The 14,992-nt window shown below is 42.8% G+C and carries 15 protein-coding genes; 2 read left to right on the plus strand and 13 right to left on the minus strand.

The features are described 5' to 3' along the window. Positions 1 to 42: 42 nt before the first annotated feature. The 3 genes from QFZ77_RS24700 to QFZ77_RS24710 all read right to left on the minus strand — a co-directional run bounded on the left by QFZ77_RS24700 (position 43) and on the right by QFZ77_RS24710 (position 3,681). Positions 43 to 2,346: a thiamine pyrophosphate-dependent enzyme gene (locus QFZ77_RS24700; RefSeq protein WP_307443401.1), complete on the minus strand. Its 2,304-nt coding sequence runs from the start codon at positions 2,344 to 2,346 to the stop codon at positions 43 to 45. Positions 2,347 to 2,380: 34 nt separating this feature from the next. Beyond that, complete coding sequence (locus tag QFZ77_RS24705; RefSeq protein WP_029195292.1) at positions 2,381 to 3,391, minus strand: 2-oxoacid:acceptor oxidoreductase family protein; 1,011 nt, start codon at positions 3,389 to 3,391, stop codon at positions 2,381 to 2,383. Positions 3,392 to 3,504: 113 nt separating this feature from the next. Further along, on the minus strand, positions 3,505 to 3,681 hold the full coding sequence (locus QFZ77_RS24710) for a hypothetical protein (protein ID WP_307443404.1): 177 nt from the start codon (positions 3,679 to 3,681) through the stop codon (positions 3,505 to 3,507). 213 nt (positions 3,682 to 3,894) lie between these two features. Between QFZ77_RS24710 and QFZ77_RS24715 the strand changes: the two genes are divergently transcribed. Beyond that, positions 3,895 to 5,142: a sensor histidine kinase gene (locus tag QFZ77_RS24715; protein WP_307443406.1), complete on the plus strand. Its 1,248-nt coding sequence runs from the start codon at positions 3,895 to 3,897 to the stop codon at positions 5,140 to 5,142. Positions 5,143 to 5,231: 89 nt separating this feature from the next. After that, on the plus strand, positions 5,232 to 5,630 hold the full coding sequence (locus QFZ77_RS24720) for a hypothetical protein (RefSeq protein WP_307443408.1): 399 nt from the start codon (positions 5,232 to 5,234) through the stop codon (positions 5,628 to 5,630). An 80-nt stretch (positions 5,631 to 5,710) separates the two neighbouring features. On the opposite strand, the gene QFZ77_RS24725 is transcribed toward QFZ77_RS24720, so the two are convergent. The 10 genes from QFZ77_RS24725 to QFZ77_RS24770 form a co-directional block, all read right to left on the minus strand. Next, a complete protein-coding gene (locus QFZ77_RS24725) occupies positions 5,711 to 6,193 on the minus strand; it encodes a low molecular weight protein-tyrosine-phosphatase (RefSeq protein WP_307443410.1) in 483 nt (160 codons plus the stop codon). Then, entirely contained in the window at positions 6,190 to 6,924 is a 735-nt protein-coding gene (locus QFZ77_RS24730) for a phosphonate ABC transporter ATP-binding protein (protein ID WP_307443414.1), read from the minus strand. The genes QFZ77_RS24725 and QFZ77_RS24730 overlap by 4 nt, the downstream gene beginning before the upstream one ends. Positions 6,925 to 7,071: 147 nt before the next feature. After that, positions 7,072 to 7,461 carry a YlbF/YmcA family competence regulator gene (locus tag QFZ77_RS24735; protein WP_307449832.1) on the minus strand — a complete coding sequence of 130 codons (390 nt, stop codon included), beginning with the start codon at positions 7,459 to 7,461 and terminating at the stop codon, positions 7,072 to 7,074. 109 nt (positions 7,462 to 7,570) lie between these two features. Then, entirely contained in the window at positions 7,571 to 9,040 is a 1,470-nt protein-coding gene (gene miaB / locus QFZ77_RS24740) for a tRNA (N6-isopentenyl adenosine(37)-C2)-methylthiotransferase MiaB (RefSeq protein WP_373462768.1), read from the minus strand. 163 nt (positions 9,041 to 9,203) lie between these two features. Next, a complete protein-coding gene (pduL, locus tag QFZ77_RS24745) occupies positions 9,204 to 9,773 on the minus strand; it encodes a phosphate propanoyltransferase (RefSeq protein WP_307443417.1) in 570 nt (189 codons plus the stop codon). 95 nt (positions 9,774 to 9,868) lie between these two features. Further along, complete coding sequence (locus QFZ77_RS24750; RefSeq protein WP_057301495.1) at positions 9,869 to 10,735, minus strand: 2-oxoacid:ferredoxin oxidoreductase subunit beta; 867 nt, start codon at positions 10,733 to 10,735, stop codon at positions 9,869 to 9,871. Continuing rightward, positions 10,723 to 12,471: a 2-oxoacid:acceptor oxidoreductase subunit alpha gene (locus QFZ77_RS24755; protein WP_307443420.1), complete on the minus strand. Its 1,749-nt coding sequence runs from the start codon at positions 12,469 to 12,471 to the stop codon at positions 10,723 to 10,725. Before QFZ77_RS24755 ends, QFZ77_RS24750 begins: the two co-directional genes overlap by 13 nt. 204 nt (positions 12,472 to 12,675) lie before the next feature. Then, positions 12,676 to 13,617, minus strand: a complete 942-nt coding sequence (locus QFZ77_RS24760; RefSeq protein WP_307443422.1) for a dipeptidase — start codon at positions 13,615 to 13,617, stop codon at positions 12,676 to 12,678. Positions 13,618 to 13,741: 124 nt separating this feature from the next. After that, positions 13,742 to 14,002 carry a stage V sporulation protein S gene (locus QFZ77_RS24765; protein ID WP_028558349.1) on the minus strand — a complete coding sequence of 87 codons (261 nt, stop codon included), beginning with the start codon at positions 14,000 to 14,002 and terminating at the stop codon, positions 13,742 to 13,744. Positions 14,003 to 14,117: 115 nt separating this feature from the next. Further along, complete coding sequence (locus QFZ77_RS24770; protein WP_029195281.1) at positions 14,118 to 14,912, minus strand: TIGR00282 family metallophosphoesterase; 795 nt, start codon at positions 14,910 to 14,912, stop codon at positions 14,118 to 14,120. Positions 14,913 to 14,992: the final 80 nt, after the last annotated feature.

Here is a 14,992-nt window from a genome sequence, read left to right on the forward strand (position 1 = left end):
TCACCAAAGAGGTGAATGTGCCTTCATTTTTATGATGACGACTTATAAATAAGCATTCTCATGCTTGGCTTTTAACATATTCCAACGACGCTCAACTTCCGTCTCGAACGATTTCAGGGAACCCTCATATTCTGGCTTCGTCATATGCTTCGTTTTCCCCATCGTCTTGAGCCAATCCGATAGAGGAATCTTCTTGCTCTTATCCTCCGGATTATACGTGATGGACGTAATCCCGTGCTCCACTTCATAGAGCGGGAAGAAGCAGGAATCTACAGCAGCTCCGACGATATTGGAGCCTTCCTGGTCATCCGACAGCCAGTTGAGCGGACATGCAATGAGAATTTTCCCATACACCAATCCCTCATTTTGGGCGTACCATTGTGCTTTCGCCGCTTTCTTCACAAGATCCTGCGGGTACGCTTCCGACCCCGTAAATACATACGGAATATGGGTAGCGGCCATAATTTGGGCTGTATCCTTGTGATGGAATACTTTACCGCCCTGATGTTTCCCAACGTTTGAAGTCGATGTACGATGACCCATTGGCGTCGAATAAGACAATTGAGCGCCCGTATTCATGTATCCCTCGTTATCGTACTCGAGAATAATCATTTTATGATTGCGCAAAGCCGCTCCGATTGCTGGCCCCATGCCGATATCCATTCCGCCATCACCAGTGATCATGACGAAGGTGAAATCGTCTTTCAAACCCAAATGGTCGAGCTCGCCACGGCGCTTACGCTCCCAGAACATCTCCACAACCCCTGAGAGGGTCGCTGCGCCGTTCTGGAACAGATTATGAATATACGTCGCCTTGTGAGCCGAATACGGATAACCCGTCGTTACAACCATCGCACAGCCTGTATGGAAGATCGAGACAATATCGCCTTCAATCCCTTTGAAAAACAGCTCCAAGCCGGAGAAAATGCCGCAGCCTGGACATGCGCCATGACCCGGAGCAATACGCTTCGGTTTCTTCGTCAATGCACGTAAAGGCGGGATACGTACATTCAGCTTGCCCGAGTTCTCATCCGGCGTTACCGTGATGAGTCCCGTCTTCAAATCCTCATACTTCATCGGCGTCAACACCCGCTTCGGCGCTTTCGAAGGATCGCCTGGCGTGTGGCCGTAGTAATCGAAGGGAACTTCCACCTTGCCGCTTTGTACAGCGTCAATGGCAAATTGGAACAAATTATGCCCGTCTTCGGCATAAAAGTCCTTGCCACCTAAGCCGTAGATTCGGCTTATGACAAGCGTATCTCTGTTCCCATGTGTGAACAGCGCCGCTTTAATTTCGTTGACCATATTGCCGCCATGGCCGCCATAGGAATCCGCGCGATCGCCAACGGTGATCGCCTTTACATTCTGCAAAGCTTCAGCGATCTGCTTTGCTGGGAATGGACGGATGATATTCGGCGCGATCGATCCGGCCTTAATGCCCTTCTCGCGGAGCTGGTCGACGACGTCCTTAATGATTTCGGAAGCCGAATTCATCAAGAACACGGCGACTTCCGCGTCCTCCATCCGATATAGCTCAAGAATCGGATAATCACGGCCTGTCAACTCAGCATATTCCTGCCGAATACGATCATAAACGCCTTCAGCGTTATACATGGCCATGGATTGCTGGTAGCAGTTATTAATATAATCCGGCTCATTCATATAAGGACCTACGGTAATCGGATTATTACGATCCAGCGTATCCGGGAAGCCCTGTGGCTTCTCTCCGACGAAAGCATGCACATCCTCACGATGCGCGAACGTTTGTACTCTACGCTTTTGGTGGGACGTGAAATATCCGTCCGAAGCAACCAAAACCGGCAATCGAACTTCCGGATCTTCAGCCAGCTTTAAAGCTATGATATTCATGTCATAGACCGCTTGCGGGTCCCGGCACATCACAATCGGCCATCCCGTATTTAAAGCATAGTACAAGTCAGAGTGATCCCCATGAATATTCAGCGGTCCGGATACGGAGCGGCATACCAAGTTCATCACCATGGGAAAGCGTGTCCCGGATTGTACCGGCATTTGCTCCAACATATACAAATAACCGTTGGCGCTTGTCGCGTTAAATACGCGGCCGCCAGCAGTTGAAGCGCCATAACATATGCCTGCCGAACCATGTTCACCGTCTGCTGGAATGAGCACGATATCATGTTGTCCGTTGGACTTCATAAGATCTAGAAATTGAGCAACCTCCGTAGATGGAGATATCGGAAAGTATCCCATAACATGATAATTAATTTGATGAGCTGCATATGCCGCCATTTCGTTACCTGATTCATATACAATGCGCTGTTCGACCTTGGCTTGCCCTAATTCTTTTTTGATATCAATGGACATGCGAGTAGTTCCACCCTTCTCCCATAAATACTCTCTAAGAGTTTACAGCTAGATTGAATCGATGCGGCATGCGATTTAAGTCCGCATAACCATCTTCTTCCCGCTCATTAGTGAGCGCTTCGGTCGGACAAGCCTGTACACATTTAAGGCAACCCTTACAATATTGATAGTCGATCCCTTGTAAGAACATTTGAGGCCGCCCCTTCTTGTCGGGGAGTTCATCCCAAACGAAACAGAAATCCGGACACACATTATCGCAGGAGGCACAGTGAATACATTTATCTTCATGGAAATGCGGCATCATCCCCGCACGTGAAATGCTTAAATCTTTCAGAATGCTGTTCCCAGGATTCGTAATGACACCACCAATGGACTGCGTTTCATAGCCAAGCACTGGCGTATCGAAACGAACGAAATCGGGCATCGTCTCCCCTTCTGGAAGCGCATACGTTTGGAACTTAACTTCATTGTAACCGCGGTCAAACGTTCGTAGGGCTGGTGCAACAGCAAGCGGATATTTCTTTTCTAACGATTTACGAATAACGCCTCTCATGACATCTGGATCAAGGAAATCACACAACCGGAATAGCGCGCCAAGCATCGCCATATTAACGCGATTCTTCTCCTCTAGCGAGATTCCAATTGCATCAATAACGGCAATGGTACCTCCCCGGAGCTTCATCTTTTCCTTCAACTCATCCGGCGTTTTTGTCGAATTTACAAGTACGGTACTATCTTCATAGATGCCACTGATAACGTTTACAGTTTTGGAAAGCGATTCGTGAAAAACACCCACAACATGCGGTCGTTCGACCGGTGAAGTATCCCGAATTCTCGTATCCATATCACAAAACCTTATATGTGCTTTCACTGCCGATCCTTTCTTCTCTGAACCATAGGAAGAAAAGCTAACCCCGTTCAAACCCACCCCAACGACTCCCGCTTCCGCCAGCATCTTACCCGCTAGATTCGCGCCGAGTCCACCGATGGATTCCAGTCTAATCTCAAAAAAACCGAGATCGTTCAATTTAGGTAAAGTTACCATGCCAGGTCTCCTTTCAAAAATGAACTGCATAAAGAATGAATAGTATGAATAGTAAATCTACTCTCATTGTAACAAGAAATCTCTGGTAATCAACCTTTTTTTGAAGGAGCCATTCATAGTAAATAATCAATGATGAGGCCGCACCCTCCCAAATAGTAACTTCTCGACCCTGTATTCTCTTCTTGAGCAGAATTGTCTTTCTCAGCATCCTCACAATCTTCACATACGTCCACATAATCATCATCAATCGGATTAAAGACAACACCGCAAACCTGTGAGCACGCCCGCATCCTCATCTCTCCTTGTTTGACAACCAACTTAGATTGTAAACGCTTGCATCATCGTGTTCCTTTATTATACCGCGGTTTATAGGAATTACACCATAAGTCTTTATCAAATCTTTAGCATTTGAAATGCCCCATTTCTCTTGATAAGGTCAGTTTTTGTGAGATAATGTAGAAATAATAAAGATACTGTCGGACAGCGGAAAGGATGGCATTCATTTGTTCCATTCAATCATTTCCAATGAACTACATGGTCTCTTCTACATCATGAGTGCTATATTAATCCATCTAGTTCTTACCCCCATTTTCATATACAAAGAATATCAGCGTAGATCTCTATTCGCACTTATTTTAATCGTACTCATCTTTTTGTACTGGAAATTTGAAGACATTGATCCCTTAATTTATTCCCTCCATTTGTTTCCGATCAGCTTGATTGCTGTGATTTTATTTGTCGGATTTATACCAGCTTTTATCACCTGGACCTTATTTAACATAGGCTGTATGGTCGTCCTGAATTACTACTGGCAACCCGCTCTAATAAGCAGTGCTGTTTTATTATTAGGTGGATTTCTCATCAGAAATACTACAACTCAACCTACACTCAAGATGAAATTAACTTATGCAACGGGTATGCTGCTCGTGTACGAAGTATTGTATGCGCTTATAGCGCTGAACATACGATCTCATATAACCTTGTATGCTGCATACACCGTGTTTTTTTCCTTTTTCTCTCTTTGGATGATTACATACTTACAATTTTTTGTGAAAAAGCATGAGATGCACAAACAGAGACTTGTCGCATTGGAAAAGGATCGAATGCTCGGCCAGTTTGCAGCCACCATTTCTCATGAAATACGTAATCCTCTCACATCAACAAGAGGCTTTCTTCAGTTGCTGGATCAGAATGAGTTATCCTTCAACGATCACAAACGTTATGTAGACCTTGCTTTGTCGGGCGTGGATCAGGCGACCGCCATCCTGGGTGATTACTTAAACTATGCCAAGCCATCTTCTAACTTACAGGAACAATTAGAACTCAAAGAAGAGATAGAAGCCATGCTGCGTTTCATCACACCATTTGCTGCAGATCACCAGGTTGCTATCCATATTAGTCATGAAAATGAAGAACCCCTTTACATACTGGGAGAATCCAAAAAGCTGCGCCAATGTTTGATGAATCTTGTTAAAAATGCGATTGAGTCCATGCCTAACGGCGGTAAAATTTCATTAAGCACCTGTAAGCTGCCTAATGCTGTACAAATTTCTATTTCTGACACTGGCGTTGGAATGAGTAAGCAGCAATTAAACTCACTCGGTATGCCATTCTACACAACCAAAGAACAAGGAACTGGACTTGGTCTCGTCGTGGTCATGAGTATTATCAAAATGATGAACGGAAAAATCTCCTTCTCCAGTAATTTAAACCAAGGCACGCAATGCTCCATTTTATTTCAGCAAAAGTGAACACCCAGCGCCCTCCATTAACAACCTTGATGATCTGTGCTATTCTGTTAAGACAAGCGATCATCATGATTGGTAAGGAGGGCTTTATTATGAATTCAGATTTCATTCCGATTAAATCACTTGAGGGCGACTTGAAAATGTCGCATAAGAAGAGGGATTTCGGTCTTACTGTCTCATCCAAAGAGTTGATCCTTCACAAACCTCACATTAATTATTATTTCAAGTTGGAACATATAATTAGCATTATTCCATACGATCATTCTGCTCTCAAAGCCGTCACCTTCGTAAACTTGCGATCAGCTAATCGAGAATTCACCCATGTAGCTCCGGTTTCTGATTACTTCCGCATTTATGTCCAAGCAGCTACCGTCCATAACCGCAGCGGGCTGTTCGAAATAGGACCAACCGATATCATCATTCCCATCCATCCGAGTATGCTCAAAGCCATATCTGAATATATGCAGCGCATCGGTATAACCATATTTTAGAGCTCCTCCACAACAAAAAAGCAAGGATGAGAAAATAATCTTTTCTCACCCTTGCTTTTTTTATTTCATAAGAGATCATCTTACAGCTTTTCTTTCTCGACAATAAAGGCTAGTAAGCGTTCACAGCTCTCTTCTACCATCTCGTACACCTCTTGAAAATTACCCGTGTAATAAGGGTCTGGAACATCTTTATTTACGCGATCAGGTGCAAAATCCAGCAATTTATGAATGGCAGCTCGTTTCTCACCTTCTACTACAGCAGGAGCAAACGATGCCAAATTCGTTACATTACTCTCATCCATCGCAATGATATATGTATATTGTACAAAGTCATCGGACCTAACTTGCCTTGCTTTTAGACCCTCATGATTAATCTGATACTGATCCAATATATCCCTAGTTCCTTGATGTGGGGGATGTCCAATGTGCCAATCACCGGTTCCGGCTGAATCAATAGCAATTACATTATCGAGACCCGCTTTTTTGACCTGATGACGAAAAACAGCTTCAGCCATGGGAGAACGGCATATATTTCCTAAGCAAACGAATAAGACCTGGATCATATTTCACCAAAGATGAGCTTTTTTTCACGCATAGTGAGCGACCTAGCCGGAATATCCAGCACAATTTTACCTTCAGAAAGTCCCCAAATGCGAGTAGCATATCTCTCCGCGAGCTCAACTTGGTGCAGAGTAGCAATGACGCTCATATTTCGATCTTTGCAAAGGGATTTCAAATCCTGCAAGATATATTCCGTTGATTTCGGATCAAGACCAGATACAGGTTCATCTGCGACAAGGACCTTTGGTCCAAGTATTAGAGCTTTAGCAATAGCAACACGCTGCTGCTCACCTCCGCTTAGCTGACCAACCTTCTTCTCACCCTTATCAAGCAACCCCACTTTTTCTAAATAATCCATGCTGTCCACATGCTCATCTCTTGAAGTCATGCCAGTCAAAATACGCAGAGGCGTTTGATAGACACGACCCATCATGACATTCTTGACAGCGCTTTTATTTCGATTCAAAGCAGGCTTTTCTTCAAGAAATGCGAAATCTCTACCTAATTTGAAGCGTTCGAATGGACCTGGCTTTGATATATCAATGGAGTTATAGATCAACTGACCGCTTGTCCATTTCTCTTGATGACTGATACAACGCAATAATGTGGTTTTCCCACTACCACTACCGCCAATAACAGCAATGAATTCGCCTTCATCAACTTGAAAGCTCACTTGTGAAAGTACCTGAATGTCCGGAGGATATACTTTACTTAAATTACGAACTGTAAGCATGACAATGTCTCCTTCGAGTAAGTCTTCTTCCGTCTTTCCGATAGAAAGACTCATTTCATAAGTTGCTCTTTTGGGAAAAAATCGCCACTCATTTCAAGCGGTAAGCCTGAGTTGAGGGCGATTTTCTAATTCCCAAAGGATGTTATCTTAATCGCAAGATGTCGGAGCTTCCGCCGTACCTGCTTCAACATTAATTTTATCTGATATCGTATCACGAATGACCGACATAACAAGCTGTAATAAATAGTTGATATCCTCTTGTGTTTGCTTGAATTCATTCACAATTGGAATCTCATCTAATTGATCCTGCAGCACTTCAATCTCATTCTCAATTTTTTCGATCATTTTAGCATTTTGGAAAGTCTCAAAAGCAACGACTTCCTTCTGTTTCTTTTTGATCGCACCAATTAGCACTTGGATGTCAGGATTCGTAGCGATTTGCTTCTCAGCCTTTTGATAAAACTGTACCTCATTCGAAGTCGTTAACAATTCAGCCAATTCCTTAGCTTTGGTTAAAATATCTTCGCGTACGATCATTTCCGTATTTGTAAACTCCTCTACTTTAAAAGCATGAGGCTCATTATCGTTATGATTATGATCACATTGGGACACTTCTAAACACGCTCCTATCTATTTCAACTTCAAATTAAATGGACATCTTCATGGGTTTGTGTACAATCTCACCCTTCAAAATCCATGTTTGTGCATGTGTCACTTCTACTTCAACCATTTGACCAATTAAAGACTTGTCGCCAGTAAAATGGATCAATTTATTCGTCCGCGTGCGACCAGCTAGTACTTCAGCGTTATTCTTACTTTCGCCTTCAACAAGTACTTCAACGGTCTGCCCTAACAATCTCTCGTTACTCGCTTTACTGTGTTTATTGACTAACTCATTTAAGCGATAAAGACGTTGTTTCTTTACTTCCATCGGTACATTGTCTTCCATATCGGCAGCAGGTGTACCTTCTCGCGGTGAATAAATAAATGTAAACGCGAAATCGAAGCCTACTTCCTCATAAAGTGACATCGTCTCATCGAATTGCACATCCGTTTCACCTGGAAAACCAACAATAATATCTGTTGTCAGAACGACATCGGGCATCGTTTCTTTAATTTTACTGGCTAGCTGTAAATAATGATCTCTGGAATATTTTCTACTCATTCTTTTCAGAACCTCGGTATTGCCCGATTGAACTGGAAGATGTATATGCTCTACAAGATTACCGCGTTTACCTAACACTTCAATCAAGCGATCATCAAAATCTCTTGGATGCGAAGTAGTAAAGCGAATACGCGGTACATCAATTTTACGAATATCGTCCATCAAGTCAGCGAAAGAAAACGTAATATCCTCAAAATCTTTACCATAGGCATTGACATTCTGTCCAAGCAGCGTAATTTCCTGAAACCCTTGACGAGCTAAGTCTCTAACCTCAGCAAGCACGTCTTGTGGTCGGCGACTTCTCTCTTTACCCCGCGTATAAGGAACTATACAGTATGTACAGAACTTATCGCAGCCGAACATGATGTTCACCCAAGCACGGATTCCTTCACGTTTTTTTGGTAAATTCTCAACGATATCGCCTTCTTTGGACCATACCTCAACGACCATTTCCTTGTTATAGAAAGCATCCTTCAATAAGGTCGGAAGTCGATGAATATTGTGCGTTCCGAATATCAAATCTACAAAAGCATGCTTTTGCATAATTCGATTCACGACCGCTTCTTCCTGCGACATACAACCACAAACACCCAGAACAAGGCCTGGTTTCTGTGCTTTAAGTGCCTTTAAATGGCCAAGTTCACCGAACACCTTGTCTTCTGCATTCTCCCGAATCGCACAAGTGTTGAGCAGAATAACATCTGCTTGGTTCTTGTCCTCTGTCGTTTGATAGCCCATTTGCTCTAGTAAACCCTTCATTACTTCTGTATCATGCTCATTCATCTGACATCCGTAAGTGCGAATCAAATAATATTTATCTTTGCCGAACTCCTGCATGTCCTCAGGAATGGTGAAGTCATAGTGTACGGCGATCTCTTCTTTTCCGCGCTTCTTTGCATCTGTCAGTGAAGGAGGCTGAAAATATTGGGAATAATCCTTGTCGGATTTCACTTGGTTAGCCACTTTCTTTCCTCCTGAGAGTTTTCGTAGAAAACTTACTTCGTAAGCGTTAACTGAGTTTTGCTGTAGTAAACTGACGCAACTTTTATTATAGCATCACATGCCTACATAGTACAAAGAAATTAGCATATGTATGAATATTTGCTTCCTAGAACTAATCTATCAGTTCAGCTAAATCGCCAGTTTTCACACCAGCAGCATTCCCCTCATCCGTGTCAATGTGCATGTCTAATGCATAATGATCAGATACACGCGCAATGACATTCTCGAAAATCAATGGTCGTTCTCCATTCACTTTGACACGCAGAAGCTGTTTATCTTGAATGCCCCATTTCTCAGCATCCGAAGTATGAAAGTGAATATGTCTAGCCGCGACAATTACGCCTTGCGCCAAATCCACCTCTCCCTTTGGACCAATAACTCGGAGGCCAGGAGTGTGCTCAATCTGTCCGGATTCACGTACCGGTGGATTTATCCCTAAAGAAAAAGCATCCGTTCGAGATACTTCGATTTGTGTATTTGGACGAGCAGGACCAAGAATACGTACTTTCTCGATCTTACCTTTGGGTCCAACAATCGTTACCGTTTCTTGAGCCGCAAATTGTCCTGGTTGTGAGAGATCCTTAAACGTCGTCAATTCATATCCCTGACCAAATAAAATATCGATATGAGCTGGAGATAGATGTATATGTCTAGCTGAAACCCCTACTGGGACTGTTTTCATAGTATCCATCCTTTTACTTTTGTGATAGTAGACAGTATTGCCGCTCAGCAAAAAAGGCATACGGAAAATCTCCATATGCCCTCAAGGTGTAACTATTATTTGAATTCAGTAAGCATTTTGCTGAAATCAGCTTCTGAAAGCTTAAGGTCTTGTTTCGAAAGTCCTTCTTTAGCAAAGCTTGGAATGGAATCTTCATAGCTCTTTTTCTCTTTGTTTTGATAGATAATACCTGTCAACATGGAGTTTGTTTCCATGATTTTGGTCATTGCCATCACACGGTTCGTATAATCATAATCAGGAATTTCATCCAGATCTACGATATTCTCTTTGAACCAGTCATACGTGTTTACTTTATTGAAAGTTACGCATGGGCTAAACACGTTAATCAAAGAGAAACCTTTGTGATTCAAACCAGCTTCGATAACAGCCGTTAACTGTTTCAAGTTACTGGAGAACGATTGTGCTACGAAGGAAGCACCGGCAGCCATCGCAACTTCTAATGGTGAGATCGCAGACTCAATTGTACCTGATGGAACGCTTTTCGTTTTGAAACCTTCCGCACTACGTGGGGATGCTTGACCTTTCGTCAAACCGTAGATTTGGTTATCCATAACGATGTATGTTACATCAATGTTACGACGAATCGCATGTACAGTATGTCCCATACCGATTGCGAAGCCGTCGCCGTCACCGCCTGAAGCGATAACAGTCAAATCGCGGTTAGCCATTTTCACACCTTGTGCGATTGGCAAAGATCTACCGTGAATACCGTGGAAACCATAAGCATTGATGTAACCAGAGATACGACCGGAACAGCCGATACCAGATACGATTGCTAAGCCTTCAGGCTCTAAACCAACATTAGCTGCCGCACGCTGAATTGCCGCTTGTACGGAGAAGTCTCCGCAACCTGGACACCAGTTAGGCTTTACATTGTTACGAAAGTCTTTTAATGTTGCCATGCTAAAGTCAACTCCTTACATTTTTGTTCAATTTCTGCTGGCAAGAACGGGTTACCGTTGTATTTAAGAACGTTTTTAATTTTATCTGCATGACCAACATGCAGTTTAATTTGATCTGCTAATTGTCCAGTTGCGTTGTTTTCAACAACGATAACTGTTTTCGCTTTTTCAACAAGAGGTCTAAGCTGCTCTGCAGGAAACGGATGAATCAAACGCACTGTAGCGTGATTTGTCTTGATTCCTTCCAGTTCAACGCGGCTTCTTGCTTCATCGATCGTTCCACCAGTGGAACCCATTCCGATAATCAGAAGATCTGGATTCTCATGAGGTGCGTCGAATTTAATGGCATCTGTTACTTGAATGTGTTTCAGCTTCTCAAGACGCTTATCCATCATACGTTGACGGTTTTCAGTGCTTTCCGAAGGACGACCTGTTTGGTCATGCTCAACACCTGTAACATGGTGAATACCATGCTTCACGCCAGGAATCACACGTGGTGAAACACCGTTCTCAGTGAACTCATAACGTTTGAACAATTGATTCGCTTCTTGTTCAGGAGCTTCTGATACAAGCGCTCCGCGGTCAATTACAATGCGGTTGTAATCTAGCATCTCAGCTGATTGTTTACCCAGAGAGAGTTGCAGATCCGTCATCAAAATCACCGGAACTTGATATTTCTCAGCAAGGTTGAAAGCTTCAATTGTATCATAGAAGCATTCTTCAATCGTGCTTGGGGAAAGAACGATTTTTGGGATTTCACCGTGTGTACCGTATACCATGGCATTCAAATCGGATTGTTCTTGTTTTGTCGGAAGACCCGTACTTGGACCACCACGTTGTGTATCTACGATAACAACAGGCGTTTCTGTCATACCGGCTAAGCCAATTGCTTCCATCATCAAAGACAGACCAGGACCTGCAGAAGCTGTAAGTGCACGAGCACCTGCGTAGTTAGCGCCGATAGCCATTGTACATGCTGCAATTTCATCTTCGGTTTGGATAACAGTTCCACCCAATTTAGGAAGTGCTTTTTGCAAGTATTCCATAACTTCAGATGCTGGTGTGATTGGGTAAGCTGGCATAAAGCGGCAACCTGCTGCTACAGCTCCAAGAGCGATTGCATCGTTACCGATCATGAACAATTTTTGATTGCCGTCAGCTGGTTCCAATTGGAAGTCAGCAATAGGTCCACCGGCTAATTCTAGTACGGATTCTGCACCTTTACGAACAGCTTCAATATTTTTTTCTACAACAGCTGCGCCTTTACGGCCAAATTCTTCTTCAACAGCTTTATTAAACACGTCAAGCGGCAAACCGAGCAATGCCCAAGAAGCGCCTGATGCGGCCATGTTCTTAAATAAGGAAGTTCCTAGTTCTTCTGCAATCGCAGTAATTGGAACTGGAAACAAACGCGCTTTAATTCCTTCAGGTAAAACGGGGTTAAACTTAGCATCTGCAACGATAACACCGTTATCACGAAGTTCGTGTGCATTAAAATCGATACTTTCTTGGTCAAAAGCGACCAGAATGTCCAAATCGTCTGAAATTGCGCGAATCGGTTTAGTGCTGATGCGGATCTTGTTATTTGTATGCCCCCCCTTAATCCGTGAAGAGAAATGACGGTACCCATACAAATAGTAACCGAGACGGTTCAATGCAGTAGAGAAAATGCGGTCTGTACTTTCGACCCCTTCACCCTGCTGACCTCCGATTTTCCAAGATAACTGACTAATCACCGTACGTCCACTCCTTTTGATTGTAGCTGCATGAAGACCTAAAAAGCTAAATTAGTAGAAATTTATGATGATGCTATAAAAATTTTCTTTCACTTGTCATCCAAATTCTATGCCTTTACAGAGCAAATTGCAAGGGGTTAAACGATTCTAAAACATAGAGTTTTTAGATCGAATCCATATCAATATTAGAATGATTCCCAACTTTCAATTTGGAAGATTGGTGAGCATGAAATTCCGCCAATTTCCATACAGGAATGCCTCCACTTGTGTTTCCTTATAGTTTTTACATAAGGCTTCTATTATATTTCCATATTGACCGACATGTCTCAAACCTTTCATCCATTGCTCAATCCCATCAAAATCCGATCCAAAGCCAATATGCCCTTCCCCACCCAATGAACAAACATGATCAATATGCTTCAGCAGTGCCGTAATGGGAACAGCTAAATTAGTGCTATCTACAAAGTAAGGAACAAACGTAATTCCGATCAATCCTTGACACTGAATGATAGCTTTGATTTGATCATCTGATAAATTTCTTGGATGAGGACAAACTTTTTGAGCGTTCGAATGAGATGCTATGAATGGTTTAGCATATACCTCAACCAATTCCCAGAACGCCGCTACGGATAAATGTGATACATCTGCTATTATACCCATAGTTTCTAATTCTTTTAACATCAGCTTGCCTTTTCTTGTAAAACCACTTTTACGCGGCTCCATAACACCATCTGCAGCCCAATTTGCATAGTTCCAAGTCAAACCAATACTTCTAACACCTAGGTGGTGAAGAATCCTTAGATGCGTCATGTTACCAGCTAAAGCATCTAAACCTTCAAGAGTGAGAATAGCTCCAATCTGTTCCCCTGCTTCAACAGCTCGCCAGTCTTCTACATTCTGAATAAATTTCATTCCTGGGTGACGAATAATTTTTCGATGAAATAAATCAACCATTTGCAAAATATGATCAAAAGTAGGCTGCTGAATGGAGTCCGATAAGTAGATGGCAAAACACTGAACTTTTACTCCCGCTTGCTTAAGCCTTGGATAACTAACATCCAACTCCTGTTCTTCTTTATCAAAATCCAGCTTGGGGTTCATATACAATTTCGTAAGCGCATCGCAGTGACCATCCATTATTCTCATCCTAGCAGCCTCCTATACCTCATTTTCCAGACAACACAAAAACCCCTAAGCAGAGGTTTGATAGGAATTGTGAAAAACCTGTCTACTAGGTAAACAGGCTAGGTATTTGGTATGGTACAGTTTATTACCTTGGCTCTACAATAAGTTTAATGGCCGTCCGATCTTCCCCGTCAATCACGATGTCTGTGAAGGCTGGTACACAAATTAAGTCAACTCCACTGGGCGCGACAAATCCTCTTGCGATAGCTACTGCTTTGATGGCTTGGTTTAAGGCGCCTGCACCTATTGCTTGGAGCTCAGCAGCCCCACGCTCGCGCAAAACACCTGCCAATGCACCTGCTACGGAGTTTGGATTGGACTTTGCTGAAACTTTTAATACATCCATGAATAGTAACCTCCTCGGGAATGATGGATAGATTCCATTACCCATCATATTCTCAAGGTTTAACAAACATGCTATCGTATCCAATTAAAATGTTCACAATATTGGGAATTATCTACTAATCCATGAAAACTTGATCTTCATCATAGCGGATAAGGTTAATTCCTTTCGCCAAACCTGTCTGATCGTTCAATTCAATCACGACAGCGTGGAAATGCCATTTGCCTTCATCCGTTACAAATCGAACTGGAAGCTGGGTTTTGAACTTTTGCAGTACAGCATTACGTTCAACGCCAAGAATACCATCACGTGGCCCTACCATCCCTACATCGGTTACATAAGCTGTTCCTTGCGGCAATACACGGTTATCATTCGTTTGTACATGTGTATGTGTGCCGACAACTGCTGACACTTTTCCATCCAAATGCCAACCCATCGCAATTTTCTCAGAGGTTGCTTCCGCATGGAAATCAACAAATACAAACTTATGTTTTTTCTTATCCGCTTCAAGAATTTCGTCCACTTTACGAAATGGGCAATCAATCGGCGGTAAGAATGTGCGTCCCTGCAAATTAATGATCAGCAATTCCTGATCTTTGACCTTAATGACCGTATGTCCTCTACCTGGTGTTCCAGGAGGAAAGTTAGCAGGTCGAACCATCTTCTCGTCACGATCAATGAAATCAAAAATCTCTTTCTGGTCCCACGTATGATTGCCCATCGTCAGAGCTTGAATGCCCATCTCATAGATTTCCTTAGCAATAGCCGCTGTAATACCTTTCCCTGCTGCAGCATTCTCACCATTAGCAATGAACACTGCGTGAGGATGAGCTTGTTTTAATCTAGGCATAATATTCTTTAACGCTTTTCTTCCGACAGATCCTACAATATCTCCAATAAATACAATTTTCATAACAAATAATAGCTCCTTTATAAACACTAGATGCAAAGGCCAGCAATTGATGAATTCAATGACCAGCCTGAAAATAAGGA

It is taken from the genome of Paenibacillus sp. V4I3 (assembly GCF_030817215.1).
In the GTDB taxonomy this organism is placed as follows: Bacteria; Bacillota; Bacilli; order Paenibacillales; family NBRC-103111; genus Paenibacillus_E.